The 22,485-nt window shown below is 71.0% G+C and carries 23 protein-coding genes; 14 read left to right on the plus strand and 9 right to left on the minus strand.

What is annotated here, in order from left to right:
- Positions 1–159 precede the first annotated feature (159 nt).
- The 3 genes from FN821_RS11830 to FN821_RS11840 all read left to right on the plus strand — a co-directional run bounded on the left by FN821_RS11830 (position 160) and on the right by FN821_RS11840 (position 4,762).
- Complete coding sequence (locus tag FN821_RS11830; protein WP_131172813.1) at positions 160–2,760, plus strand: Rne/Rng family ribonuclease; 2,601 nt, start codon at positions 160–162, stop codon at positions 2,758–2,760.
- Positions 2,761–2,782: 22 nt separating this feature from the next.
- Positions 2,783–3,739 (plus strand): aminoglycoside phosphotransferase family protein, encoded by a 957-nt coding sequence (locus FN821_RS11835; protein WP_165489359.1) that lies wholly within the window; start codon positions 2,783–2,785, stop codon positions 3,737–3,739.
- A 69-nt stretch (positions 3,740–3,808) separates the two neighbouring features.
- Complete coding sequence (locus tag FN821_RS11840) at positions 3,809–4,762, plus strand: aminoglycoside phosphotransferase family protein (RefSeq protein WP_338324591.1); 954 nt, start codon at positions 3,809–3,811, stop codon at positions 4,760–4,762.
- A 6-nt stretch (positions 4,763–4,768) separates the two neighbouring features.
- Here FN821_RS11840 and FN821_RS11845 read toward each other — a convergent pair whose 3' ends face one another.
- The 4 genes from FN821_RS11845 to FN821_RS11860 form a co-directional block, all read right to left on the minus strand.
- Positions 4,769–5,419 (minus strand): response regulator, encoded by a 651-nt coding sequence (locus tag FN821_RS11845; protein ID WP_206662106.1) that lies wholly within the window; start codon positions 5,417–5,419, stop codon positions 4,769–4,771.
- Positions 5,416–6,768 carry a sensor histidine kinase gene (locus FN821_RS11850; protein WP_131172817.1) on the minus strand — a complete coding sequence of 451 codons (1,353 nt, stop codon included), beginning with the start codon at positions 6,766–6,768 and terminating at the stop codon, positions 5,416–5,418. The genes FN821_RS11845 and FN821_RS11850 overlap by 4 nt, the downstream gene beginning before the upstream one ends.
- A gap of 52 nt (positions 6,769–6,820) precedes the next feature.
- Positions 6,821–7,249 carry a cytochrome b5 domain-containing protein gene (locus FN821_RS11855; protein WP_131172818.1) on the minus strand — a complete coding sequence of 143 codons (429 nt, stop codon included), beginning with the start codon at positions 7,247–7,249 and terminating at the stop codon, positions 6,821–6,823.
- Positions 7,250–7,363: 114 nt separating this feature from the next.
- Positions 7,364–8,695 carry a DUF445 domain-containing protein gene (locus FN821_RS11860; protein WP_206662107.1) on the minus strand — a complete coding sequence of 444 codons (1,332 nt, stop codon included), beginning with the start codon at positions 8,693–8,695 and terminating at the stop codon, positions 7,364–7,366.
- Positions 8,696–8,741: 46 nt separating this feature from the next.
- On the opposite strand from FN821_RS11860, the gene FN821_RS11865 reads away from it, so the two are divergent.
- Positions 8,742–9,530, plus strand: a complete 789-nt coding sequence (locus FN821_RS11865; RefSeq protein ID WP_131172819.1) for a PIG-L family deacetylase — start codon at positions 8,742–8,744, stop codon at positions 9,528–9,530.
- Here the strand turns inward: FN821_RS11865 and nadE are convergent.
- Entirely contained in the window at positions 9,527–10,381 is an 855-nt protein-coding gene (nadE, locus tag FN821_RS11870; protein ID WP_131172820.1) for an ammonia-dependent NAD(+) synthetase, read from the minus strand. The two genes, FN821_RS11865 and nadE, sit on opposite strands and share 4 nt — an antisense overlap.
- Before the next feature lie 86 nt (positions 10,382–10,467).
- Between nadE and gatC the strand changes: the two genes are divergently transcribed.
- The 4 genes from gatC to FN821_RS11890 are packed head-to-tail and all read left to right on the plus strand — an operon-like array spanning position 10,468 to position 14,180.
- Complete coding sequence (gene gatC / locus FN821_RS11875; RefSeq protein WP_131172821.1) at positions 10,468–10,764, plus strand: Asp-tRNA(Asn)/Glu-tRNA(Gln) amidotransferase subunit GatC; 297 nt, start codon at positions 10,468–10,470, stop codon at positions 10,762–10,764.
- Positions 10,764–12,347: an Asp-tRNA(Asn)/Glu-tRNA(Gln) amidotransferase subunit GatA gene (gatA, locus tag FN821_RS11880; RefSeq protein WP_131172822.1), complete on the plus strand. Its 1,584-nt coding sequence runs from the start codon at positions 10,764–10,766 to the stop codon at positions 12,345–12,347. The genes gatC and gatA overlap by 1 nt, the downstream gene beginning before the upstream one ends.
- Before the next feature lies 1 nt (position 12,348).
- Entirely contained in the window at positions 12,349–13,833 is a 1,485-nt protein-coding gene (gene gatB, locus FN821_RS11885) for an Asp-tRNA(Asn)/Glu-tRNA(Gln) amidotransferase subunit GatB (RefSeq protein WP_131172823.1), read from the plus strand.
- 26 nt (positions 13,834–13,859) lie between these two features.
- Positions 13,860–14,180 (plus strand): VanZ family protein, encoded by a 321-nt coding sequence (locus tag FN821_RS11890; RefSeq protein ID WP_131172824.1) that lies wholly within the window; start codon positions 13,860–13,862, stop codon positions 14,178–14,180.
- Between the two features lie 230 nt (positions 14,181–14,410).
- Here FN821_RS11890 and FN821_RS14770 read toward each other — a convergent pair whose 3' ends face one another.
- A complete protein-coding gene (locus tag FN821_RS14770) occupies positions 14,411–14,689 on the minus strand; it encodes a winged helix-turn-helix domain-containing protein (protein ID WP_241660240.1) in 279 nt (92 codons plus the stop codon).
- Positions 14,690–14,798: 109 nt separating this feature from the next.
- Between FN821_RS14770 and FN821_RS11900 the strand changes: the two genes are divergently transcribed.
- The 4 genes from FN821_RS11900 to FN821_RS11915 are packed head-to-tail and all read left to right on the plus strand — an operon-like array spanning position 14,799 to position 17,701.
- Positions 14,799–15,527, plus strand: coding sequence for a PP2C family protein-serine/threonine phosphatase (locus tag FN821_RS11900; protein ID WP_131172826.1), 729 nt, complete (start codon positions 14,799–14,801; stop codon positions 15,525–15,527).
- The gene (locus tag FN821_RS11905; RefSeq protein WP_131172827.1) at positions 15,527–16,549 is read left to right on the plus strand and encodes a serine/threonine-protein kinase; all 1,023 of its coding nucleotides are present in this window, start codon (positions 15,527–15,529) and stop codon (positions 16,547–16,549) included. The genes FN821_RS11900 and FN821_RS11905 overlap by 1 nt, the downstream gene beginning before the upstream one ends.
- Complete coding sequence (locus tag FN821_RS11910) at positions 16,546–17,271, plus strand: hypothetical protein (RefSeq protein ID WP_131172828.1); 726 nt, start codon at positions 16,546–16,548, stop codon at positions 17,269–17,271. Before FN821_RS11905 ends, FN821_RS11910 begins: the two co-directional genes overlap by 4 nt.
- Before the next feature lie 34 nt (positions 17,272–17,305).
- Complete coding sequence (locus FN821_RS11915; RefSeq protein ID WP_131172829.1) at positions 17,306–17,701, plus strand: DUF4282 domain-containing protein; 396 nt, start codon at positions 17,306–17,308, stop codon at positions 17,699–17,701.
- Positions 17,702–17,719: 18 nt separating this feature from the next.
- Here FN821_RS11915 and FN821_RS11920 read toward each other — a convergent pair whose 3' ends face one another.
- The gene (locus tag FN821_RS11920; protein WP_241660241.1) at positions 17,720–18,448 is read right to left on the minus strand and encodes a queuosine precursor transporter; all 729 of its coding nucleotides are present in this window, start codon (positions 18,446–18,448) and stop codon (positions 17,720–17,722) included.
- A gap of 109 nt (positions 18,449–18,557) precedes the next feature.
- Here FN821_RS11920 and FN821_RS11925 point away from each other — a divergent pair, with 109 nt between their 5' ends.
- Both FN821_RS11925 and pip read left to right on the plus strand, forming a co-directional pair.
- Complete coding sequence (locus FN821_RS11925) at positions 18,558–18,968, plus strand: DUF5709 domain-containing protein (protein ID WP_131172831.1); 411 nt, start codon at positions 18,558–18,560, stop codon at positions 18,966–18,968.
- Positions 18,955–19,950, plus strand: a complete 996-nt coding sequence (gene pip, locus FN821_RS11930; protein WP_131172832.1) for a prolyl aminopeptidase — start codon at positions 18,955–18,957, stop codon at positions 19,948–19,950. Before FN821_RS11925 ends, pip begins: the two co-directional genes overlap by 14 nt.
- Before the next feature lie 6 nt (positions 19,951–19,956).
- On the opposite strand, the gene FN821_RS11935 is transcribed toward pip, so the two are convergent.
- Positions 19,957–20,751, minus strand: coding sequence for a thermonuclease family protein (locus FN821_RS11935; RefSeq protein ID WP_131172833.1), 795 nt, complete (start codon positions 20,749–20,751; stop codon positions 19,957–19,959).
- Positions 20,748–22,397: a N,N-dimethylformamidase beta subunit family domain-containing protein gene (locus FN821_RS11940; protein ID WP_131172834.1), complete on the minus strand. Its 1,650-nt coding sequence runs from the start codon at positions 22,395–22,397 to the stop codon at positions 20,748–20,750. The genes FN821_RS11935 and FN821_RS11940 overlap by 4 nt, the downstream gene beginning before the upstream one ends.
- Positions 22,398–22,485: the final 88 nt, after the last annotated feature.

Here is a 22,485-nt window from a genome sequence, read left to right on the forward strand (position 1 = left end):
AGCGCAGGTAGCCCGGGGTGTGAAGTCGGGCATAGCCGCCGAACCCAACCGCGACGACGTTTCCGACCGCGGGGGTTGAGCGACACCGGCGTAACCGAAAGCTTTGTCGCCTCGGCGACCAACGGATTCGGCGGCCTCGGCTGCCCGAAGGAGAGCCACATGCTCGACATCGATACCCCCGATCAGTCCCCGGCTGAGGACTCGTCAGCCGCTCCCGCCACGCCGCCGAGGCGTCGCCGCGCCGCGAGCCGCCCGGCTGGACCTCCGGCCGTGATCGAGGCGGCCGCGGCTCCGCTCGCGCTGCCCGCCGTGCCGATGCCCTTTGCGCTGGAGGCCGCGGCTGAGCCGGTTGAGGAAGCCGTCGAGGAGGAGGCCGAGCCGGTCGACGAGGTCGACGCGGACGCAGCCGCCGAGACGGACGAGGCGGAACAGGCCGAAGAGCAAGCGGTGCCGGAGGCGGTCATCGTCGAGGCCGTAGCCGAACCGGCCGCCCCGCCGGCTCGCTCCCGCCGCCGGGCGAGCCGCGCCGCTGGACCCGCGGAGGCGCCTGCCCTGCTCGCCGGAGCCGACGATGTTGCCTTGGCCGAGCCGACCCTGCCCGACCCCGCGCCGGAGGCTGCTAGCGAGGCCGCCGACGCACCTGCCCCCCAGCGCGGTCGCCGCCGCCGCCCTGCCGCCCGCGTCGCGGAGCCCGAGGCTTCGGACGCCGCCGCGACAGCCGAGGCGACCGAGTCCGAGCCGGACGCCGTCGCCGCCAGCTTGGCGGCCCTGGAGGAGTCCCGGCCGCGCCGGCGGTCGTCCCGCCGGAAGATCGTCGAGGAGGCCCCGCCGGCCGACGACGTCGCCTCGGCGCTGGACAGCCTCGCCGCGGCCATCGCGTCCGATACCTCGGACGACGCCGACGACATCGATGACGACAACGCCGCCGCTGACGCTGAGTCCGAGGGCGACGATGATGCCGACGGCTCGGACGCCACGCCCCGCCGCCGTCGTCGCCGGGGTGGACGCCGCCGCCGCCGTGGCGCGGGCGAGCATTCCGCGGATGACTCAGCCGACGACGACGAGGCGTCCGACGAGGAAGGCGACCCGGCCACCGACGATGCGGAGGCGTCCGAGTCGAGCGACGGCCCGACCGTCGGAGCCGAGGGGTCCAGCCGACGCCGCCGGCGGCGTCGCCGTCGCGGCGAGGACGCGGGCGATGAAGCGTCCGAGGATGGCGTGGACGTGGTGGTCCGCGTCCGCGAGCCGCGTCGTACGCGGGCGTCCGAGCCGAACGACCAGATCACCGGCATCGAGGGCTCGACCCGGATGGAGGCGAAGAAGCAGCGCCGCCGCGAGGGCCGCGCAGCCGGACGCCGTCGCGCACCGATCCTGTCCGAGGCCGAGTTCCTCGCCCGCCGCGAGGCCGTCGACCGCCGCATGGTGATCCGCCAGCGCGACAACTACACCCAGATCGGGGTCCTTGAGGACGGCATCCTGGTCGAGCACTACGTCGACCGGGACAGCTCGGCGTCCATGATCGGGAACATCTACCTCGGACGCGTCCAGAACGTGCTGCCGTCGATGGAGGCGGCGTTCGTCGACATCGGACGCGGCCGCAACGCCGTCATCTACGCGGGCGAGATCGACTGGGACGGCTTCGGCGTTACCGGCGCCGATCGCAAGGTCGAGAAGGTGCTCAAGTCGGGACAGGCGGTCCTCGTCCAGGTCACGAAGGACCCGGTCGGAGCCAAGGGCGCGCGCCTGACCAGCCACGTCTCGATCCCGGGCCGCTACGTGGTCTACAGCCCCGGCGGTCAGCTGTCGGGCATCTCGCGCAAGCTTCCCGAGAACGAGCGCGCCCGCCTCAAGGGCATCCTCGACGAGCTCGTCGGAGAGAACGCGTCCGTGATCGTCCGGACGGCGGCCGAGGGGGCGTCCGAGGACGAGCTGGTGCGCGACGTCAACCGGCTCAAGGCGCAGTGGGAGGTCATCGAGAAGAAGGTGGCCCAGGGCAACAGCCCGCAGCTGCTCTACAGCGAGCCCGACCTGACCGTCCGCATCGTCCGTGACCTGTTCACCGAGGACTTCGCCGAGCTGGTCATCGACGGCAACGGCCAGGCCGAGGACGCCTACGAGACGGTCCAGGCCTACGTCACCCACGTCGCCCCGCACCTGCAGGAGCGCCTGGTCAAGTGGAACCGCTGGACCCAGGGTGACCTGTTCGAGCACCACCGCGTCGACGAGCAGGTGGCGAAGGCCCTCGAGCGCAAGGTGCACCTGCCCAGCGGCGGCTCGCTGATCATCGACCGCACGGAGGCCATGACCGTCGTCGACGTCAACACCGGCAAGTTCACGGGCACCCAGGGCAACCTGGAGGCCACGGTGACGTCGAACAACCTGGAGGCCGCCGAGGAGATCGTGCGGCAGCTTCGACTCCGCGATATCGGCGGCATCATCGTGATCGACTTCATCGATATGGTGCTGCCCGCCAACCGCGAGCTGCTGCTACGCCGCCTCGTCGAGTGCCTGGGCCGCGACCGGACGCGCCACCAAGTCGCCGAGGTCACCTCGCTCGGTCTGGTGCAGATGACGCGCAAGAAGATCGGCACCGGGCTGGCCGAGGCGTTCAGCGTCCCGTGCGAGACCTGCAAGGGTCGCGGCTACCACATCCACGAGGCGCCCGTGAGCACGCAGGCGCCCGCCGATGGCGGCGAACGCGACCATCACAACGGTGGACGCCGCCGCAGCCACGGCAGCTCCGGTGGGAGCGCGGACTGATCGCGATCGACGGGGGACAGCGATGATGTCGGCCTTCCCGGTGCTTCCGGACGGCCTGCGCCGGAGCGTGGAGTCGCATGGGGCGGCGGGCGCAGCCTGGCTGGCCGAGGTGCCCGGCCTGGTGATGGAGTGCGCCGAGGCGTGGCACGTCGACCTCGGCTACGCCATCGACCGGCCCGGCGAGGTGTTGCTCGTGCGCGGACGCGGCCGCAGCGGCCCCGTCGTGATCAAGATCCGTCCGCCGTGGTCGGACCTCGCGCCGGAGGCGTCCGTGCTGAGCGCCGCCCACGGCCGCGGCTACAGCCACCTGCTCGACGTGGACGAGACGCGCCGAGCGCTGCTGCTCGAAGGCCTCGGCCAGGAGTTGGACGTGGCCGCCGTCGAGGCACGCGAGGGCATTGCGGGTGTCGCCGACATCCTCATCAAGACGCTGCAGCAGGCCTGGACGGTGCCGTTGAACGCCGCCCTGCGGAGCTGCTCGCCGGCGTCCGACCTGAAGCAGACGATCCTCGCCCACCCGGCCCCGGACGGGATTCCCGACTGCGGACGAGCCGTCGAACGCGCGCTGGCCTATGCGGATCAGCGGCTCGCCGACACCGACCCCGTGCGCGAGGTCGTGGTGCACGGCGACCCGAAGCCCGCCACCCTGCGCAGCGTCCAGTCGCCCCGGCCGGGCGCCGAGAGCGGCTACGTGTTCATCGAGCCGAACTGCTTCCGCAGCGACCGCGAGTACGACCTCGGGGTGCTGCTCCGGGACGCCAACCGCGTTCTGTTGTCTGCCGAAGATCCCGTCGTCTTCGCGCGTCGGTGGTGCGCCGAGGTGGCCGAGGCAACCGGCTGCGACGCGGAAGTGATCTGGCAGTGGTCCTACGTCCAGCGGGTCGCGCTGGGGCTTCGGCTGTCGAACGGCCCCGAGCCGCTGGCCGGGCGGTCCTACCTGCAGACCGCGACAGCTTTGATCAGCCGCGTCCGCGGGTAGGCTCAAGACGACCGGTCTGCCGAGAGGTGCCCAGCGATGAACCTCAACCCCCCTTCACGGACTCACCTGATGACGCTGACGGACGAGCGTCAACAGTGGCAAGACCGACTCCCAGAACTGAAGGGGGAGTGTCAGCGGCGTTGGGGTCTCGAGATCGGGGATGCCATCGTGCATCGCGCACCGTCCGCGGTGTTCAACGTGAGAGCCCGGGGGCGCGCGGCGGTTCTCAAGCTGGCGGTTCCGGGTGCCCACCTGACCCAGCAAGCTGCCATCCTGCGCGCGGCTGCGGGTCAGGGCTACGTCCACCTCTACGACGCGGATCTTGAGCTGGGGGCGCTCCTCCTGGAGCACCTGGGCCCGTCACTGCAGGAGCAGGGCGAGGCCCTCTACGACTCGCTGCTGCCGACCGGCGCCCTGGCCTTCCTGCAAGACTCCAAGCTCAGCCAGCCGGTGATCGACACCCTTCGGCAGGTCTGGGCGCTGCCGCACGAGCTCGCCGAACTCCCGGACGACTCGACCTATAAGGCCGCGAGCCTGCGCGACCTCATCGACGGCCTGCGGACGCATCCCCAGGTGCGTCCCGAGCATGCCGAGGCCATCGACCGGGCCCGGTTGTACGCCGAGCAGCGGCTGTCCGCCCGCGAGGCCGCGCTGATGGTGATGTGCCACGGCGACCCGCATCCGGGCAACCTGCTGCAGGTCCTGTCGCCTCGGCCGGGCGCCCCCACCGGCTACGTCTGGGTCGACCCGGACGGCTTCCTCTGTGAGGCGGAGTACGACCTCGGGGTGGTCCTCCGCGGCTTCAACCGGCTGGTGCTCGCGGCCGACGACCCGGTGATCACGCTGCGCGCCTGGTGCGCCGCCCTGGCGGAGGCGACCGGCACCGACGGCGAGGCCGTCTGGCAGTGGTCCTTCATCGAGCGGGTGACGACCGGGCTCTACCTCATCGATCAGGGACGCCCGCGGCAGGGTCTGCCGTTCCTGGACTCGGCCGCCTGGTTGATCGCGCGGCGCCGCGCCTGAGCGCGCTCAGGCCACGTTGTGGTCGCGCGCCCACATGGCCGCGCTGGTGCGGTCCAGGACGCCGATCTGCCGGTAGATGTTGCCGAGATGCGCCTTCACGGTGCCCTCGGTGATGCCGAGCCGCTTGGCGATCTGCTTGTTGGCGTGCCCGCGCGCGACCTCGGCCAGCACCTGCAGTTCGCGCTGGCTGAGCCCCGACTCGTCGACCGAGGACGCCCCCGGCTGCGGTGCGTTGGGGAGCAGGACGCCGGCCACGCGGGGGTCGATGGGCACGTGTCCCTCGGCCGCCGACCGGACTCCCGCCAGCAGGTCGCGGGGTTCGGAGTCCTTGAGCAAGTAGCCGATCGCGCCGGCCGCGAGCGCCTGCTCGACGCGGGAGCGATCGGAGTAGGACGACAGCACGACGACCCGCGTGTCGACGTCGAGGGCGCGCAGCGACCGGGTCGCCTCGACGCCGCCGACCCGCGCCATCGACAGGTCCATCAGCAACACCTTCGGGTGATGCTCGGTCACCAGGTCCACCACCTCGTCCCCGTCGGACGCCTCAGCGACGACGACGATGTCGTCGACCGACTCGAGGGCCGCTCGGATTCCCGCCCGCACCAGCGGATGGTCGTCGGCGATCGCCACCGTGATGGGCTCTGCACCTGCGTTCACGCGTGGTCCTTTCTGAGTTCCCAGCATGTGCCGTCTGATCCCGAGGCTACCCGCAGCGTCGCGCCCGCCTCGGCGGCGATGTCGGACAGGATGCGGACGCCGTAGTGCCCCTTCGTCGGCGTCAGCATGGTCTGGCTGACGTCGAAGCCGTGGCCGTTGTCCGAGACCGTCAGCTGCCACGAGCCCGGTTCCTGCGTCAGCCGGACGCCCACGGCCGTCGCCCGGGCGTGCTTGGCGACGTTCCGCAGGCACTCCTGGGTCACCCGGAACGCGAGCCGACGGTCGACCGCCGACAGGCCCTCGTCGTCGACGGCGGCCGTGGTGACGAGACCCCTCGATCGCAGGGAGGCAAGCAGGTCGTCCACCGCCACGGACAGGCCCTGCTCGTCCAGCGGCGCGGGGTAGAGGTCGACCAGCAGCGTCCGTAGCGAGCCGATCGTGCCGCGCACCGCTTGCGCCGCACCGTCGACGGTGGCCGCGGCGTCCGCCTGGCCCGCGCCGGCCAGCCTGGCGGCCGCGGTGGACAGCGCCAGCGTGTTGCCGACGAGTTCTTGGACTGGCCCGTCGTGCAGCGAGGCGGCGATGCGGCGTCGCTCCAGATCGGACGCCTCGACGGCGTTGCGCAGCAGCGCCTCGCGCTGGCGCGTCCCTTCTCCGATGCGCCGCAGCAGCTGGAACGCGACGGGGAACACCATCGCCGTGAGCAGTGCCAGGCTGCCGACGAGCAGCACCAGGAAGGCCCGCCACATCTCCCGGGCGCGCTCGCCGACGATGTTGTAGTCGAGGTAGACCTCCAACAGGGCGCGTCCGGACGCGCCGACCAGGCCCTGGCGCACCTCGATCACGCGCGCGACCGACCGTTCGTAGGCGTCCTCATCGCCCGTCGGGTTCGAGATGATCGTCTCGACCGGGCCGCCGGAGGAGGCGAGCGACTGGAGGCGTCCGAGGGGAAACTCTTGCCCGATCAACCGGTGCTCGTCGGAATACAGCACCTTGCCGGTGTCGGAAAAGAGCTTCACCCGGATCACGCCGTAGTGGTTCATCGCGGGCAGGACCCCGAGGTCGAGGTCACGGATGGCGTCCTGATTGCCCTGCGCGAGGCCGGTCGTGACCCGCGGGGCGATCTCGCTGGCCAAGATGTCGGTGATGCGGATGCCCTCCGACAAGGTGTCGTGCTCGGCGAGTCGGGTCGCCACGTAGAAGCCCATCACGCCGATCAGGAGGCTGACCACGGCCGCCGCGGCCAGCATGCGGAGGACGACCTGGCGGGGGCTGGGGATGCGCCCGATCCGGATCCCCGACTGCGGTGCCGCCAGGACGACCCAGCCGTCCTGGGAGACATTGCTCACCAGGAGACAGTAGCGGCCCGGCCCCTGGTCGGGGCCGGGCCAGCGAGCGTTCTCAGGCCAGGGCGCCCAGCTTGAACGTTGCCAGGCGGCTGTTCGGCTGGGACTCCTTGCCGTGCTCAGCCGTGAAGGCGGCGGAGGCGTCCTTGCCGCACATGTTCTGGATGCGCTGTGCGCCGCCCGGGTGCGCGCTGATCCAGGCGGTGAGGTCGTAGACGGAGCCGTTGACGGCGCTCCAGCACGACGTCGCCGAGGCGTGCTCGGCGACCTGGGCCATCGTGTACGTCGTGGCCGTGGCGGCTTGGCTGGTGGTGGTGGTCGTCGTGGTAGCGGGCTTGGTCGACGTGGTCGTGGTGGTCGCCGCGGCCTTACTGGTGGACGTGGTGGACGTGGGCGCGGTCGTCCCGGAGCAGCCGGCGAGCAACACTCCGCTCACGGTCACGGCTGCGATGCCGGCGGCGTAGCGAAGAGACGCGATCTTCATTCGTTGACACTTTCGTTCGGAGTCAGACAGGGCCCAGGGGCCGTGATCAGCCTAGTCATGCGCTGTGCGCGATCCCATTGGACCATGCGCCTACGACCATGAGGCCCGGCGCTATCAGGCGAATAGGAAGCTGACGGTGTGGATCGCAAGGCCGGCCAACGCACCCACGATCGTTCCGTTGATCCGGATGAACTGGAGGTCTCTGCCCACGTGCAGCTCGATCTTCTTGGACGCCTGTTGCCCGTCCCAGCTCTTGATCGTGTGCGAGATCACGGTGGACAGCTCGCGTCCGTACTGCCCGACCGCCCAGGACGCCGCGTCCGCGATCGTCGAGTTGACCCGCGACTGCGTCGCCGGGTCGGAGGCCAGCGAGCCACCCAGGCGGGCGAGGGCGTCCTCGGCTCGGGTCCACAGGGTGGAGCCGTGATCGTCCATGGCGCCGTCGATGCTGCTGCGGAGCCCCTGCCACAGGCTGACGGCCGCGTCGGCGACGGCCGGATGCTGCAGCAGCCGCTCCTTGAGCGCCTCGGTGCGCCGCTGGACGCTGCTGTCGCGCTGCAGGTCACCGGCCACCCGCAGGAGCAGGTCGTCGAGGGCCTTGCGGGCCGCGTGGTCCGGGGCGTTACGCACCTCGACCAGCCAGTCGACGGCCTGCTGGTAGCTCCACTTGCCGACCTTGTCGTTGACGAGGCGCGGCGCCCAACGAGGCGCCTTGTCGCCGACGAGCGAGCTGAACCGTTCGGGGTTGGCCAGCAGCCAGCGCCCCGAAAGGTTGATGAGCAGATCGACCGCGCCCCGGTGACTGCCGTCTGAAACGACGCGGTCGAGGAGGCGTCCGAGCGTGGGGGAGATGGGCTCGCGCAGGAGCCGGGGGACGATTGACCCGGTCGCCACCGACCGCACGTCGTCGTCCTTGACCCGTCCGAGCGCGGCGCGGGTGATGCGCGTCGCCTCGGTCACCACGCGATTGGCGTGCGCCGGATCACTCAGCCAAGCGCCGAACTTGCTGGCCAGGCCGGCGTCCGCGATCCGTCCGCGGACGACGTCTTCGGTGAGGAAGTTCTCGGCGAAGAAGTCCTGCAGCGAGGTGGCCAGGTCGTCCTTCTTGCGGGGGATGATCGCCGTGTGCGGGATCGGAATCCCCAAGGGGTGACGGAACAGCGCGGTGACGGCGAACCAGTCGGCCAGCCCGCCCACCATCGCCGCCTCGGCGGCAGTGTTGACGAAGCCCCAGACGCCGGAGTGGTCGAGGCGCATGGTGAGCAGGTACACCACGGCGGCCCCGATCAGCAGGCCGAGCGCGACCCGCTTCATCTTGCGCAGCCGCGCCAGGCGGACGGCGTCGGCGTCCGAGATCACCGACGGATCCCAGCGGCCGCGCGCCGGGCTCGGCTGGCCGCCCACGGCGTGTCGGGGTCCTGCGGCGCTCGCGCTCGTCGTCTCCACGGGGTCTAGGTTTCCACGTCCCGTCAAACCCGCGATGATGGCCCGCATGGCCACCATCGTTTTCGTGCACGCCCACCCCGACGACGAGGCGTCCCAGACCTCGGGAAGCATGGCGCTGGCGTCCAGGCGCGGGGACCGGGTCGTCTGCGTCTACGCCACGGGCGGCGAGCATGGGATGGCGGCCGACGACCTCGGGGACGCGACCGTCACCGAGTACCGGCGGCGTGAGGCGGAGGCGTCCGCGCAGGTCACCGGCACCCAACGCGTGGCCTGGCTCGGCTACCACGACTCGGGGCTGACCGGCTGGCCGCAGAACGACGCCCCCGCCGCCTTCGTCCGGGCTGACGTCGACAATGCGGGTCTCAAGCTGGCGCGCATCCTGGACGAGGAGGACGCCGACGTGGTCGTCGGCTACGACTGGCACGGCAACTACGGCCATCCCGATCACGTGATGCTGCACCGCGTCGTCAAGCGCGCGACTGAGCTGGCGCGGCGGCGTCCGGCCTACCTCGAGGTCACGATGAATCGGGACGCCGCCCGCCGCATGTTCGAGGCGGCCACGGCTGCCGGCGTGCAGGGCTTCGACCCGGACCACGGCACCGACGACGGCGTGCCGGTGGGGACGCCGGAGGCGGAGCTGTCCTGGCGCGTCGACGTCCGCGACGTCCTGGACGTCAAGCGGGCCGCGCTGGCCTGCCACGCCTCGCAGACGGCCGACGCCGGGATGATGCTCGCCATGCCGGACGAGATCTTCGCGGCCGCGTTCGGCGCCGAGCACTACATCGACCCCGCGGCCGAGCCCGGGATGCGCGACGGCTGGCCCTTCGCGAGCTAGCTGGTCGACCGCCAGGCGGCGACGTCCGTGCCCGGCGTCACGGGGACGTGGCGCTTGTGCTGCGTCCGGACGTACCAGCCGGTGATGACCTTCTCGTCGGCCTCGCTCACGGGGCGTCCCTCGAGGTAGTCGTCGACCGCCGCATACCGGACGCCCAGGGCGACCTCGTCCGCGATGAGGGGCTTGTCGTCTTCGAGGTCGGCGGTCGGCACCTTCTCGACGACCGACTCGGCGGCGCCCAGGAAGCGGGCGAGCTCCTTGACGCGGCGCTTCGGCAGGCCGGTGAGGGGGGTGAGGTCGGCGGCGCCGTCGCCGAACTTGGTGAAGAAGCCGACGACCGCCTCGGCGGCCTGGTCGGTGCCGATGACGAGCATGCCGCGGGCGCCCGCGACGGTGAACTGCGCGATCATCCGCTGGCGGGCCTTGACGTTGCCCTTGACGAAGTCGTCCTTGTCGGTTGAGACCACGAGTCCGGCCTCGGTGAGCTGGGCCCACATGCCGTCGACGGCGGGCGCGATGTTGACCGTGAGGGTCTCGTCCGGCTTGATGAAGGCGAGGGCGCGCTGCGCGTCGGATTCGTCCGCCTGGACGCGGTAGGGCAGCCGCATGGCGATGAACGTCGCGTCACCGCCCGACGCCCGGACCCGCTCGCAGGCCAACTGCGCGAGGCGTCCGCCCAAGGAAGAGTCGACGCCGCCGCTGATGCCGAGCACGTAGCCCTTGGCTCCGGTGGTCTTGAGGTAGTCGGCGAGGAAGCCGACCCGCAGCTCGACCTGCCCGGCCGCGTCGAACGTGGCCGCGTCGGTGACCTCGAGCTCGCGGGCGATGCGCTGCTGCAGTGCACGGTTCATGGGGGTACTCAACCGGGCCCGGGCCGAGACGGCAACTCACCGACCTCTAGGATGAGGCGGTCAACGACCAGACGAAGGAGCGCATCGTGGCCTTGAGCCCCACGGACGTAGCGCGGCTCGCGCGCCTCGCCCGCATCGAGCTGTCCGACGACGAGCTGGCGCGTCTCGCGCCGCAACTCGACGTCATTTTGGACGCCGTCGCCGAGGTCTCCCAGGTGGCCGGTCCGGACGTCGTCCCGATGACCCACGCGCTACCGCTCACGAACGTCTTCCGCCCCGACGTCGTGAAGCCGTCGCTCACGCCCGCGCAGGCCCTCGCCATGGCGCCGGCCGAAGAAGACGGACGCTTCCGCGTGCCCCGCATCATGGACGAGGAGGCGTGATGTCCGCCGAGATCCTGCGGGCGACGGCGTCCGAGCTGGGGGAGAGGATCGCACGCCGCGAGCTGACGGCCGTCGAGGTCACCACCGCGTTCCTCGACCAGATCGAGCGTGTGGACGACGACGTCAAGGCCTTCCTGCACGTCGACCGCGCGTGGTCGCTCGACCAGGCGCGGGTCGTGGACGCGCGCCTCGACGCGGGCGAGAAGCTCGGCCCGCTGGCCGGCGTCCCGATCGCGGTCAAGGACATCTTCTGCACCCAGGGCGTGCCGACCACGTGCGGCTCGAAGATCCTCGAAGGGTGGCTGCCGCCGTACAACGCGACGGTCATCGATCGCGTCCGCAACGCCGGCTTGGTGATGATCGGCAAGGCCAACATGGACGAGTTCGCCATGGGCAGCTCCACCGAGAACTCGGCCTTCCAGGTCACGGGCAACCCCTGGGACCTGGAGCGCATCCCGGGCGGCTCGGGCGGCGGCAGCTCGGCCGCGTTGGCGTCCTTCCAGGCGCCCTTGGCCCTGGGCACGGACACGGGCGGCTCGATCCGGCAGCCCGCGGCCGTGACCGCAACGGTCGGCGTCAAGCCCACCTACGGCGGCACGTCGCGGTACGGGGTCATCGCCATGGCGTCCTCGCTGGACCAGCCGGGCCCGTGCGCCCGCACCGTCCTGGACGCCGCCCTGCTGCACGAGGTGATCTGCGGCCACGACCCGATGGACTCCACGTCCATCGATGCGCCCGTGCCCGCCGTGGTGGACGCCGCCCGCTCGGGCGACGTCCGCGGCCTGCGCATCGGCGTGGTGAAGGAGCTCGGCGGCAACGGCTACGCCCCCGGGGTCGAGCAGCGGTTCCGCGAGGCTCTCGACGTGCTCAAGGCGCAGGGCGCCGAGATCGTCGAGGTCTCGTGCCCGCACTTCAAGTACGCACTCGGGGCCTACTACCTGATCATGCCCAGCGAGGTCTCCTCGAACCTGGCCCGCTTCGACGCGATGCGCTACGGCCTGCGGGTCGGCGACGACGGGGTCAACACGGTTGAGGACGTGATGCGCCTCACCCGCGGCGCCGGCTTCGGCGACGAGGTCAAGCGCCGCATCATCATCGGCACGTACGCGCTCAGCTCGGGCTACTACGACGCCTACTACGGTTCGGCGCAGAAGGTGCGCCGCCTGATCGCCGAGGACTTCGACGCCGCCTTCACCCAGGTGGACGTGCTCGTGTCGCCCTCGACTCCGACCACGGCGTTCAAGCAGGGGGAGCGCACCGCCGATCCGCTGGCGATGTACATGTCGGATCTGTGCACGATCCCGTCCAACATGGCGGGCAACGCGTCGGCGTCCTTCCCGTGCGGACTGGCCCCCGAGGACGGGCTGCCCGTCGGCTTCCAGGTGATGGCTCCGGTGCTGGCCGACGACCGGCTCTATCGGGTCGGCGCCGCGCTGGAGCGCGGCCTGGAGGCGTCCTGGGGCGGTTCGCTGCTCGACCATCTGGCCGACTCGGACGCCGGCGCCTACCTCGGCGTGCGAACTGACGTGGCCACACCTCCGCTGGCTGAGCCTGTCGAAGCCTCGGATGCGAGGGAGATCTGACATGGACGAGCTACTCGACTACGACGAGGCGATGGCGCTGTTCGACCCCGTGCTGGGGCTGGAGGTGCACGTCGAACTCAACACGGCGTCCAAGATGTTCTGCGGCTGCGCCAACCACTTCGGCGCCGAGCCGAACAGCAACACCTGCCCGGTCTGCCTCGGGCTGCCGGGCGCCCTGCCGGCGGTGAACGCGACGGCGATCGAGTCGGCGATCCGGATCGGGCTGTCGCTGAACTGCGACATCGCGACGTGGTGCCGGTTCGCGCGCAAGAACTACTTCTACCCGGACATGACGAAGGACTTCCAGACGTCGCAGTACGACGAGCCGTTGTGTTTCGAGGGGCACGTCGACGTCGAGGTGGACGGCCGCACGTTCCGGATCGCCGTCGAGCGGGCGCACATGGAGGAGGACGCCGGCAAGCTCGTGCACGCGGGCGCGTCCGGACGCATCCACGGCGCCGACTATTCCCTGGTCGACTACAACCGGGCCGGGACGCCGCTCATCGAGATCGTCACCAAGCCGGTCCGGGGTACGGGCTCGATGGCTCCGCAGGTCGCCAAGGCCTACGTCGCCGCCCTGCGCGACACGATGCGGGCGCTCGGCGTCTCGGACGTGAAGATGGAGCAGGGCTCGCTGCGCTGCGACGCCAACGTGTCGCTGATGCCGAAGGGGTCGGACGTGCTGGGCACGCGCACCGAGACCAAGAACGTGAACTCGCTGCGCTCGATCGAGGCGGCCCTGACCTACGAGATCCGGCGGCAGGCCGCGATCCTGGCCTGCGGGGGACGGGTCAAGCAGGAGACCCGGATGTGGCACGAGGAGGGCTACACCACCGCCGGGCGCTCCAAGGAGGAGGCCGAGGACTACCGGTACTTCCCCGAGCCCGATCTGGTGCCTGTCGCGCCGTCGCGGGAGTGGGTCGAACAGCTGCGCTCGACGCTGCCCGAGAACCCGGCCGCCAAGCGCGTCCGGCTGGCGGCCGAGTGGGGCATGACCGAGCGCGAGTTCGGCGACGTGCTCGCCGCGGACGCCCTCGACCTGATCGAGGCGACCGTCGCGGCGGGGGCGTCACCGGCGTCCGCCAGGAAGTGGTGGCTGGGCGAGCTGGCCCGCGTGGCGAACGCCGAGGGCGTCGAGCTGGCCGCCGTCGGGCTCACGCCCGCGCAGGTCGCCGAGGTGCAGGGGCTCGTGGACGGCGGCGTCGTCAACGACAAGCTGGCGCGGCAGGTCATCGAGGGCGTGTTGGCGGGCGAGGGTTCCCCAGCCGAGGTCGTCGAGCGCCGCGGGCTCAAGGTCGTCTCGGACGACGGCGCGCTGTCGGCTGCCGTCGACGCCGCGATCGCCGCCGATCCGGACGCCGCCGCGAAGATCCGCGACGGCAAGGTGGCCGCGGCCGGTGCGCTCATCGGATCGGTGATGAAGGCCATGCGTGGCCAGGCCGATGCCGGACGCGTCCGCGAGCTGATCCTGGAGAAGCTCTCCTGAGCCGGGGACGCGTCGGACGCCTCGTCTTGGCTGTTGGCCTGGTCGCGCTGCAGTGCCTCGCGCTGTACGCGCCCGACACGTCCGGCGTGCCGGGCGGCGAGATCCCGGGGCTCGACAAGGTGGCGCACGTGCTGGTGTTCGCGCTGCCGACCTTCGTGCTGTTCGCCGCCGGTGCGCGCCGAAGGCTCGTGGTGGGCGTGATGCTGATCCAGGCCCTCGCCAGTGAGTTCGTGCAGGGTGCGCTGTTGCCGCACCGGTCCGGAGACGTCCTGGACGCCCTCGCCGACGCGGTCGGCATCGGGGTGGCCCTGATCGCGGACGCCCTCGTGCGGCGTCCACGCTCCTGACCCTCCCCAGGGACGTTCGGCGCTAGGCGAGGGCGCGGGCAGGGCCAGGACGAACGTGCCCGCGTTCAGCAGGGTCGAGACCCGCGTCGCCTCGCCGGTCACCCAGGAGTCGGTGGGGTCCTCCCGGAACGGCACGTCTCCGGTCCAGTGCGCGACGGTCAGCGGCAGGACGAGGACGATCGCCACGACCGAGACGAACACGGCGGCGACGATTTTGAACTGCAGTCCGATCAGGACCGATCCATTCGATAGCCCGTGCCGCGCACGGTCTGGATGTAGGTGGGATCGGCCGGGACGGGCTCGATCTTGGCCCGCAGGCGCTGCACGGCGGCGTCCACGAGCCGGGAGTCGCCCGCGTAGCCGTCGTTCCAGACGCGAGTGAGGAGCTCGCGGCGGGTGACGCGTCCGACGGTGGACTCGAGCTCGATCAGCAGCTTCGTCTCCGTCGCCGAGAGCGCCAGCGCGACGCCAGCGCGGGACGCGGCGAAGGCGTCCGGATATCGGTCCACCCTGGCAGAGGGACGGCGACGACCAGGGCACGGGCGTGCCACGATTCCGCACGGATCAGGTGCCCGGCCGCTTGCTAGGGTGAGCCGGTCCTTTTCGTTCGGAGCGCACATGATCAGCATCACCGCGGGCGCCGCGACGCACGTCGGACGCGTCCGCCAGGGCAACGAGGACGCGTTCTTCGTGGGCCGGCACATCTGGGCCGTGGCCGACGGCATGGGCGGGCACGCCGCGGGCGAAGTGGCCGCCCGGCTGGCGGTCGAGGCGATGCAGACGCTGGACCAGGGCGACGCTCAGCTCGATGACGAAGCCCTCAGCGCAGCCGTCGTCACGGCGAACTCGGACGTGCTCGCCTACGGTCGCAAGCATCCCCGCGCCTGGGGGCTAGGGACGACGCTGGCGGGGGTCGCAGTGGTCGGTGAGAACGACGCCGAGCAGCTGTGCGTATTCAACCTGGGCGACTCGCGCGTCTACCGGCTGCGCCAGACTGGGCTGGAACGGGTCAGCGTCGACCACTCCGAGGTCGAGGAACTCATCAACGCGGGTCTCTTGACCCCGAAGGCCGCCCGGACGCATCCGCTGCGCAACATCGTCACCCGGTGCCTCGGCATGCCGTCGGCGCCCGAGCCTGACCTGTGGGTCATCGATCCGGAGCCGGGGGAGCGACTCCTGCTCTGCTCGGACGGGCTGAACGGCGAACTGGACGACGCGACGATCGAGGCGCTCCTGCGGGGGGAGGGTACGCCGGCACAGATCGCGGACGCCCTCGTCGCGGCGGCCGTCGACCACGGCGGCCAGGACAACGTCACGGTCGTGGTGCTGGCCGTCGGTTCGTCGTGATGGCCGCGCCGACGCTGCCCGGACTGGAGTTCGTCGGCCAGCTGGGCTCGGGCGGCTTCGCGGACGTGTTCGCGTACGACCAGCAGCTGCCAGCCCGCCGGGTCGCGGTCAAGGTCCTGCGGGAGCACGTCGCGTCGCCCGGGGGCGTCGGCGGTTTCCTGGCCGAGGCGAACGCGCTGGCCGCCCTGCAGCATCCCAACATCGTGCCGCTGCACGCGGTCGGGGTGGCGCAGGACGGGCGCCCCTACTTCGTGATGGCGTACTGCCCCGGACCCAACTTCTCCGCCCGGTGTCGCGCGAAGCCGCTGGGGCTGGCCGAGACGCTGCGGGTCGGCATCGCGCTCGCGGGTGCCGTCGAGACCGCCCATCGGCTGGGCCTGCTGCACCGCGACATCAAGCCCGACAACGTCTTGTCCGACCAGTACGGGACGCCGCAGTTGGCCGACTTCGGCCTCGTCGGTGTCAGGGCGGACAACGACCCGGTCGAGCTGGGGGTCTCTGTGCCCTGGTCCGCGCCTGAGGTGCTGTTCGGAACATCGGACGCCTCGCCGGCCTCCGACGTGTACTCGCTGGCGGCCACGCTCTGGACGCTCCTGGTGGGCTATTCACCCTTCGAGATCGACCCGACGTGGAACTCGCCGGTCGATCTGCTCCGGCGCATCCGGACGCAGGCCGCCCCCTCGCTGCCGCTCTCGGGGGCCCCGACCAGCCTCGACATCGCCTTGATGAAGGCCATGGACAAGGACCCCGGCCGGCGGCCCGGTTCGGCGCTCGACCTGGCGGCGGCGCTACAGGGCGTCCAGCGCTCGCTCGGCCTGCCGGTCACCGAGCCCGTCGTGGCACAGCCGGGGCTCGAGCCGGACGCCGACCGCTCTGCATCCGTGGCTAGCGAGCCGGACGCCGCACCGCCGGCGTCCGTAACGACGGCGTCCGAACTCCTCGGCGGACCCGTCGTGCAGCCCTTGCCGGGCGAGGCGCCGCCGCGGCGTCCGTGGTGGCGCGGCCGTCAGGGCCGGCCGTGAGCGCGCGGCTGGTGGTCGACTTCGTCGGCGAATGCCACGAGCCCGCCACGGACGAGACCTTCACGATCGGACGCGGCGGCGACCTCGTCCTGGACGCCGACAACCCGTTCCTGCACCGGCACTTCCTGACCATCACCCACGCGCGCGAGCTGTGGTGGGTGACCAACGTCGGCTCGCAGCTGTCCGCCACCATCTCGGACGCCTCCGGTGCGATGCAGGCGTGGCTGGCGCCGGGCGCCACGCTGCCGCTCGTCTTCGCCAGGACGGTGGTCTGGTTCACCGCCGGCGCCACGACCTACGAGCTGGAGCTGTCGTTGGAGTCGTCGGTCTTCGAGCCCGTCGACAGCCGGCCCACGGGCGACGGGCAGCTGACGATCGGACGCCTCAGCCTCACGCCGGCGCAGAAGCTGATCATCGTGGCCCTGTGCGAGGACGCCCTCCGGCGCGGCAACCGCGGCGCCAGTTCCATCCCCACGTCCGCTTCGGCGGCCGCCCGGATCGGCTGGCCTCTCACGCGGTTCAACCGCAAGCTGGACAACGTCTGCGACCGCCTGTCGACGTGGGGCGTCCGGGGTCTCCATGGCGGTCCCGATCGCCTCGCCTCCACCCGCAAGGCGCGACTCGTGGAGTACGCCCTCGCCTCCCGTCTCGTGACCCCGAGTGACCTCGCCCTGCTCGACGACGAAGGCGCTGCGGAAGGCAAGCACACTGCGACACAATGACGGCGTTGGAACCCCCAGAAGCAAGGAGATTCACATGACCTCGAACCCCATCGACCCCACGTGGGACGCCCCCCAGTCAGGCCCCGGCGGACCCTCGGCCCCCACTCCGCAGCCGGATCTGATGGCCCAGTCCAAGGGCCTCCTGGGCAGCCTCTTCGACCTGTCGTTCCGCCACTACGCCACGCCGCACATCGTGCGCATCGTCTACATCCTGCTCATGGTGCTGGTCGGTCTCGGCGCCATCGGCGGCCTGGTGACGGCCATCGGCCTGTTCCGCTTCTCGCCGCTCATGGGGCTGCTGTACCTGATCGCGACGCCGGTCGTCAGCGTCGTGTTCTTGGCCCTGTGCCGCATGAGCATGGAGATGTATGTCGCGATCTGCCGAGCCGCGGAAGATCTGGACCAGCTCAAGAGGAAGCTCGGCAACTAACCCCTCGGGAGGGCTCGGCTACCTCCAGTAGCCGGGCTCTCGCCGCTTGACGGACGCGATGACGACCTGGGTCACCGGAAGGCAGACGAACTCGACGACGCACTTGTACACCCAACCGACGAGCGTGTAGTTGAGCAACGTGTCGAGCGGAATCGATCCGCCGCCGAGCCACATTCCCAGCGGCCCGAAGGCGACGCTGCAGAAGACGAGTGTGTCGGCAAACTCACCAACCACGGTGGACGTCATCAGCCGCACCGAGAGCGCCCGCTCACCTGTGCGCTGCTTGATCCGGACCAGCACCCACGCGTTCAGCAACTGGCCCACCAGATAGCCGGCCAGGCTGGCGATCACGATCCGCGGAACGAAGCCCAGCACGGCACTCCACGCCGCCTGATTGGGCCAATCGGACGCCGGCGGTGCGGCGTCCACGATCAGGAAACTCACCGACATCACGAACGCGAGGACGAAGCCCAGGACGATCGCGCGGCGCGCCCGGGCCATCCCGTAGACCTCCGCCAGGACGTCGCCGATGACGTAGGTGAGGGGGAACAGCAGGGCTCCGCCGTCGGTCACCAGCGAGCCCAGGACGGGTACGGGCTGGAACTCGATCAGCTTGGTCGCCCCGACGTTGGAGATCAGCAGCAGTCCACAGAAGGTGGCCACGACGATGTCGAACATGCCACGCGAGCCCGACGCGAAGCGGGGCTGGTCCTGGCTGACTGGCGTGCTGGCTCCGGCTGCTGTCACGAGGGTGCAGCGTAGCGTCCGGAGGCCGCGGCGTCGTTTCACCGGGGGTCGGTGAGAGCAACCTCGCTGCATCCTCCCCCTTGTCGCGACGGCGTGGCAGGCTAGGGACATGACCGAGATGAGCGACATGGACGCGGGCAACGGCGAGTTCGTCGAGCAGCTGCAGCCGGACGACACGTTGATCGACCGCGGCGTCGACGACGTGCTCGACGAGGGCTACACGACCCCGGAGAACTGGTCGCCGCTGCAGGGCTACGGCAACACCCCCGCCGAGATGCGGCAGCGCGAGACGATCGACATGCGGGCGGCTCAGGAAGAGCCGGAGGTCGTGCGCGCCACCGGTCCGTGGAATCCGGACGGGGAGTCGCGCGAGGTCGGTGGACGCCGCGCCGGGCGGATCGTCGACGCCCGCGTGGCCGGCGCGGCCTTCGGGATGGATGTCGGTATCGATGGGGGTGCAGCGTCCGCCGAGGAGGCCGCCATGCACATCATCGAGCTCGACGACGATGACGACGAGTAGCGTCCCGACGGGCGTCGTGCCGGACGCCCCCCGCCCGCTGTACCCCGAACTCGAGCCCTACGTCACTGGCCAGCTGCAGGTCGACGCTGGAAACGCCCTCTACTGGGAGGAAAGCGGCAACCCCGACGGGAAGCCTGTCGTGTTCATCCATGGGGGCCCGGGCGGCGGCGTGTCGGCCAAGACGCGGCGATTCTTCGACCCCGCCCGCTACCGCATCATCCAGTTCGACCAGCGCAACTGCGGACGCTCGACGCCGCACGCGTCCTCCGACGGCGTCGACTGGGACGCCAACACGACGTGGCATCTGGTCGCCGACCTGGAGGCGCTCCGCGAGCACCGCGGAGTCGACCGCTGGCAGGTCTTCGGCGGGTCGTGGGGCAGCTCGCTCGGCCTCGCTTACGCCGAGACGCATCCCGAGCGGGTCACCGAGCTGGTCCTCCGCGGCATCTTCACCCTGCGCCGCTCGGAGCTGGACTGGTACTACAACGGCGGCGCCGGCAACCTCGCGCCGCAGTGGCGCGAGTCGTTCCTCGCCCCGCTCGGCGCCGGCTTCACCGGTGATGCGATCGCCCGCTACCACGACCTCCTCTTCGACCCGGACCCGGCGGTCCACGGCCCCGCCGGGGTCGCCTGGACGACCTGGGAGGCCGCCACGTCCTTCCTGCATTACAAGCCGGACGCGGTCGCCGACTTCGCCGACCCGAGCTTCGCGCTGGCCTTCGCCCGCATCGAGAACCACTTTTTCGTCAACGGGGGCTGGTTCCGCGAGGGGCAGTTGATCGAGGACGCGCACAAGGTCCGCCACCTGCCGGGCGTCATCGTTCAGGGCGCCTACGACCTGTGCTGCCCGCCGGTCACCGCCTGGGACCTGCATCGGGCCTGGCCCGAGGCTCGGTTCGAGCTGGTGCACGCGGGGCACGCCTCCTTTGAGCCCGCCATCACCGACGCGCTGATCAGGGCGACGGACGGCTTCGCGTCCTAGCCATCCTTAGCCGCCGAGCCGGCGGACCAGCGCGTCGGCGTCCCGCTTAAGGGCGGACGCCGCCGCGTCCGTCGCCGCGTAGCCCTCGGCGGTGAGCCCCTGGACGAGAGCGTCCCGGGCATCCGCGTGCAGTTCGGCGCTGACGGCGGACGCCTCGGCGGACGCGTCCTTGCCGGCCGCCAGGGCCGCGTCGTGGGGGGCCGCGCCGGCGGCGTCCAGGTTGGACCTGGCGACCGAGATCCGGCCCGGCAGCGAGCAGGGGGCCTGGCCGTGCAGGCCGAGACGTCCGGACGCGGCCTCGCGCTGGGCGGCCCGCACCGGCTCCAGCAGCGCGCGCTGACCCCCCACCACCAGGGGAGCGGCGAGCCCGAGCCGGACGAGTTCGGCGTTGATCAGTCGGCCGTCGTTGTCCTGGACGCCGGCGAGGAGGCGTCCGTACCGGTCGTTGCCGTACGTGACCAGGTGGACGGTCGTGCCGACGGGCGCGAGGCGAGCTAGGGCCTGGGTCGCCTCGTCGGCCAGGCACTGCGCCGCGCTGCCGTCGTGGGCACGTTCGGGCGCATCGATGTTGAGCAGCCGGATCCTCGTCCGGACGCCGTCGATCTGCCCGTCCAGAGTGTCGCCGTCCGCAATCCAGACCACGACCGCATCGCCGGCCTGCGGGCTGACGGACGCCGAGGGCGGAGCCGGGGAGATCGTCGGAGTAGCGGTCCCGCCGCCGCGGGTCAGCAGCCACAGACCACCGAGCAGCAGGACGACGAGCGCCAGCGCCAACGCGCTGGCGAGGCTCCTGTTGCTCATCGCTTGGTGGGGGTCGCCGATGGGCTGGGTGAGGGCGAGGCCGTGGGTGAGTCCGAATGAACCGGCTCCCCGGTGCCGGTGGTGGTCGCCGCCGACAGCTTCAAGGAGGCCACGTTGCCGATGGCCGGATGCTCGCGGCCCATCGGACCTGCGGCCATCGCGACGAGCAGGTTGTCGGTGACGGTTCGCGAGAACTGGACGGATGCCTGGGTGAGCTTTGTGCCCGCCAAGCGCTCGGAGAGCGCGTTCACCCAGCCCATCGTGCCGACCGAGAAGACGCCGGCACCTGAGGGGGCGGTGTAGTACGTCATGTCCGAAAACGTCTGGCCGCCGTGCGGGCACTGGACGGGGGAGTGGGCCACGACCTGGAGGTTGGCCGGTGTGCCGACGATGGGGTAGGCGCGGTCGATCTCGAGGCCGATGAGCCCCGGAATGGGCTTCTTCCGCGTCGCGCCGGTGCCGCGGAACAGGAAGAAGTTCTCCTCCTCGACCCTGAGGTCGGCCGTCACCGGATAGCACTCGTAGAGCATCCCGGTGAGGGAGTTCTCGGGCCGCGGGGCCGGACGCTGCCGCCAGAGCGCCGTGGTGGTAGGCCCGACGACCGGGTCCAGCTTGGCTTCCTTGTAGCCGGCCACGAGCCGCCCGTCGCCGAGCCCACCGGATTCGAGCCGAACCCGCCAGTACACGGCGTTGGCGCCGAGGAAGGCCAGGTTGGTGCCCGCGTCGCGTGCCTTCTCGACGGCGTCCCGGAGGGGAACGGTCCAGTACTCGTCGTGGCCGAGGCTGACGATGCCACGGGCGCCCCTGAGCGTGTCGGGGTAGCGGTCGACATCCCACGTCGTCGTGTACGAGTAGTCGAGATCCAACCGCTCGGCCCGCTGGATGATGGGCAGATCGAACTTGAACGTCTCCATGGCCCCGTTGCGGTCATAGGGGCGGTCGAAGCTGACCCGAGAGCTGCGGGTGGTGAATCGGTTGTCGGGACCGTGGTAGAGGCTGTAGCCACCCCAGGCGTTGTAGGCCTGATTGGTCAAGACCGGCGCCATGAGTGCCAGGCGTCCGCGGTGCTGCGGCGTCCGGACGACGAGCGGCACGTAGCGGGTCTTCGAGCCCTTCTTGGCGGTCATGAGGAAGAGATAGCTGCCCTCGGGCCAGCCGGCCGTGTCGACGGTGGTGGTCGGCTGCCAGTTCGTCGAGATGGTGCCGTCGGACGCCTTCAGCGGCGCGCTCTGAGCCAGGCCGGGGATCGGCGCGGTCGAATGCCACACCTCGCGGGCCCCGACGCCCCCGTACCAGCCGAGCCGGAAGGCTTTGAGGTCGAAGTCGCCGACCGTGGACGTCGCGTACAGGGTGGCCGCGCCACCTGGCTCGACGCTCACGGCGTCGAAGTAGGCGGCCAGTTCTCGGTCGCCGGCGTTCGTCGCCTCTGGCACCGACCAGCCGGGCGTGCCGGGCTTGGAGTTCTCCTCGGCGACCCAGTGCACCTTGTGGTCCGGGGACGCCGTGGAGCTGTCTTCCTGGGTGGCCGGCGCCTCCGGGGCATCGGTGGGCACCGGCAGGCTGGGAATGCCGCAGGCGGTCATCAGCAACGCGGCGGTGGCTGCGACGAGGCAGGCGCGGAGGCGGGAGCGAGTGGAGTGCGTCATGTGAGGTTCGGGCTGGTGGGCGGACGGGCCCAAGCCAGGGCGAGCCTAACAGCCACCTCCCAACTCGCGCGGCCGTGCATACACTTGC

This window comes from Propioniciclava tarda, from assembly GCF_900182665.1.
Taxonomy (GTDB): domain Bacteria; phylum Actinomycetota; class Actinomycetes; order Propionibacteriales; family Propionibacteriaceae; genus Propioniciclava; species Propioniciclava tarda.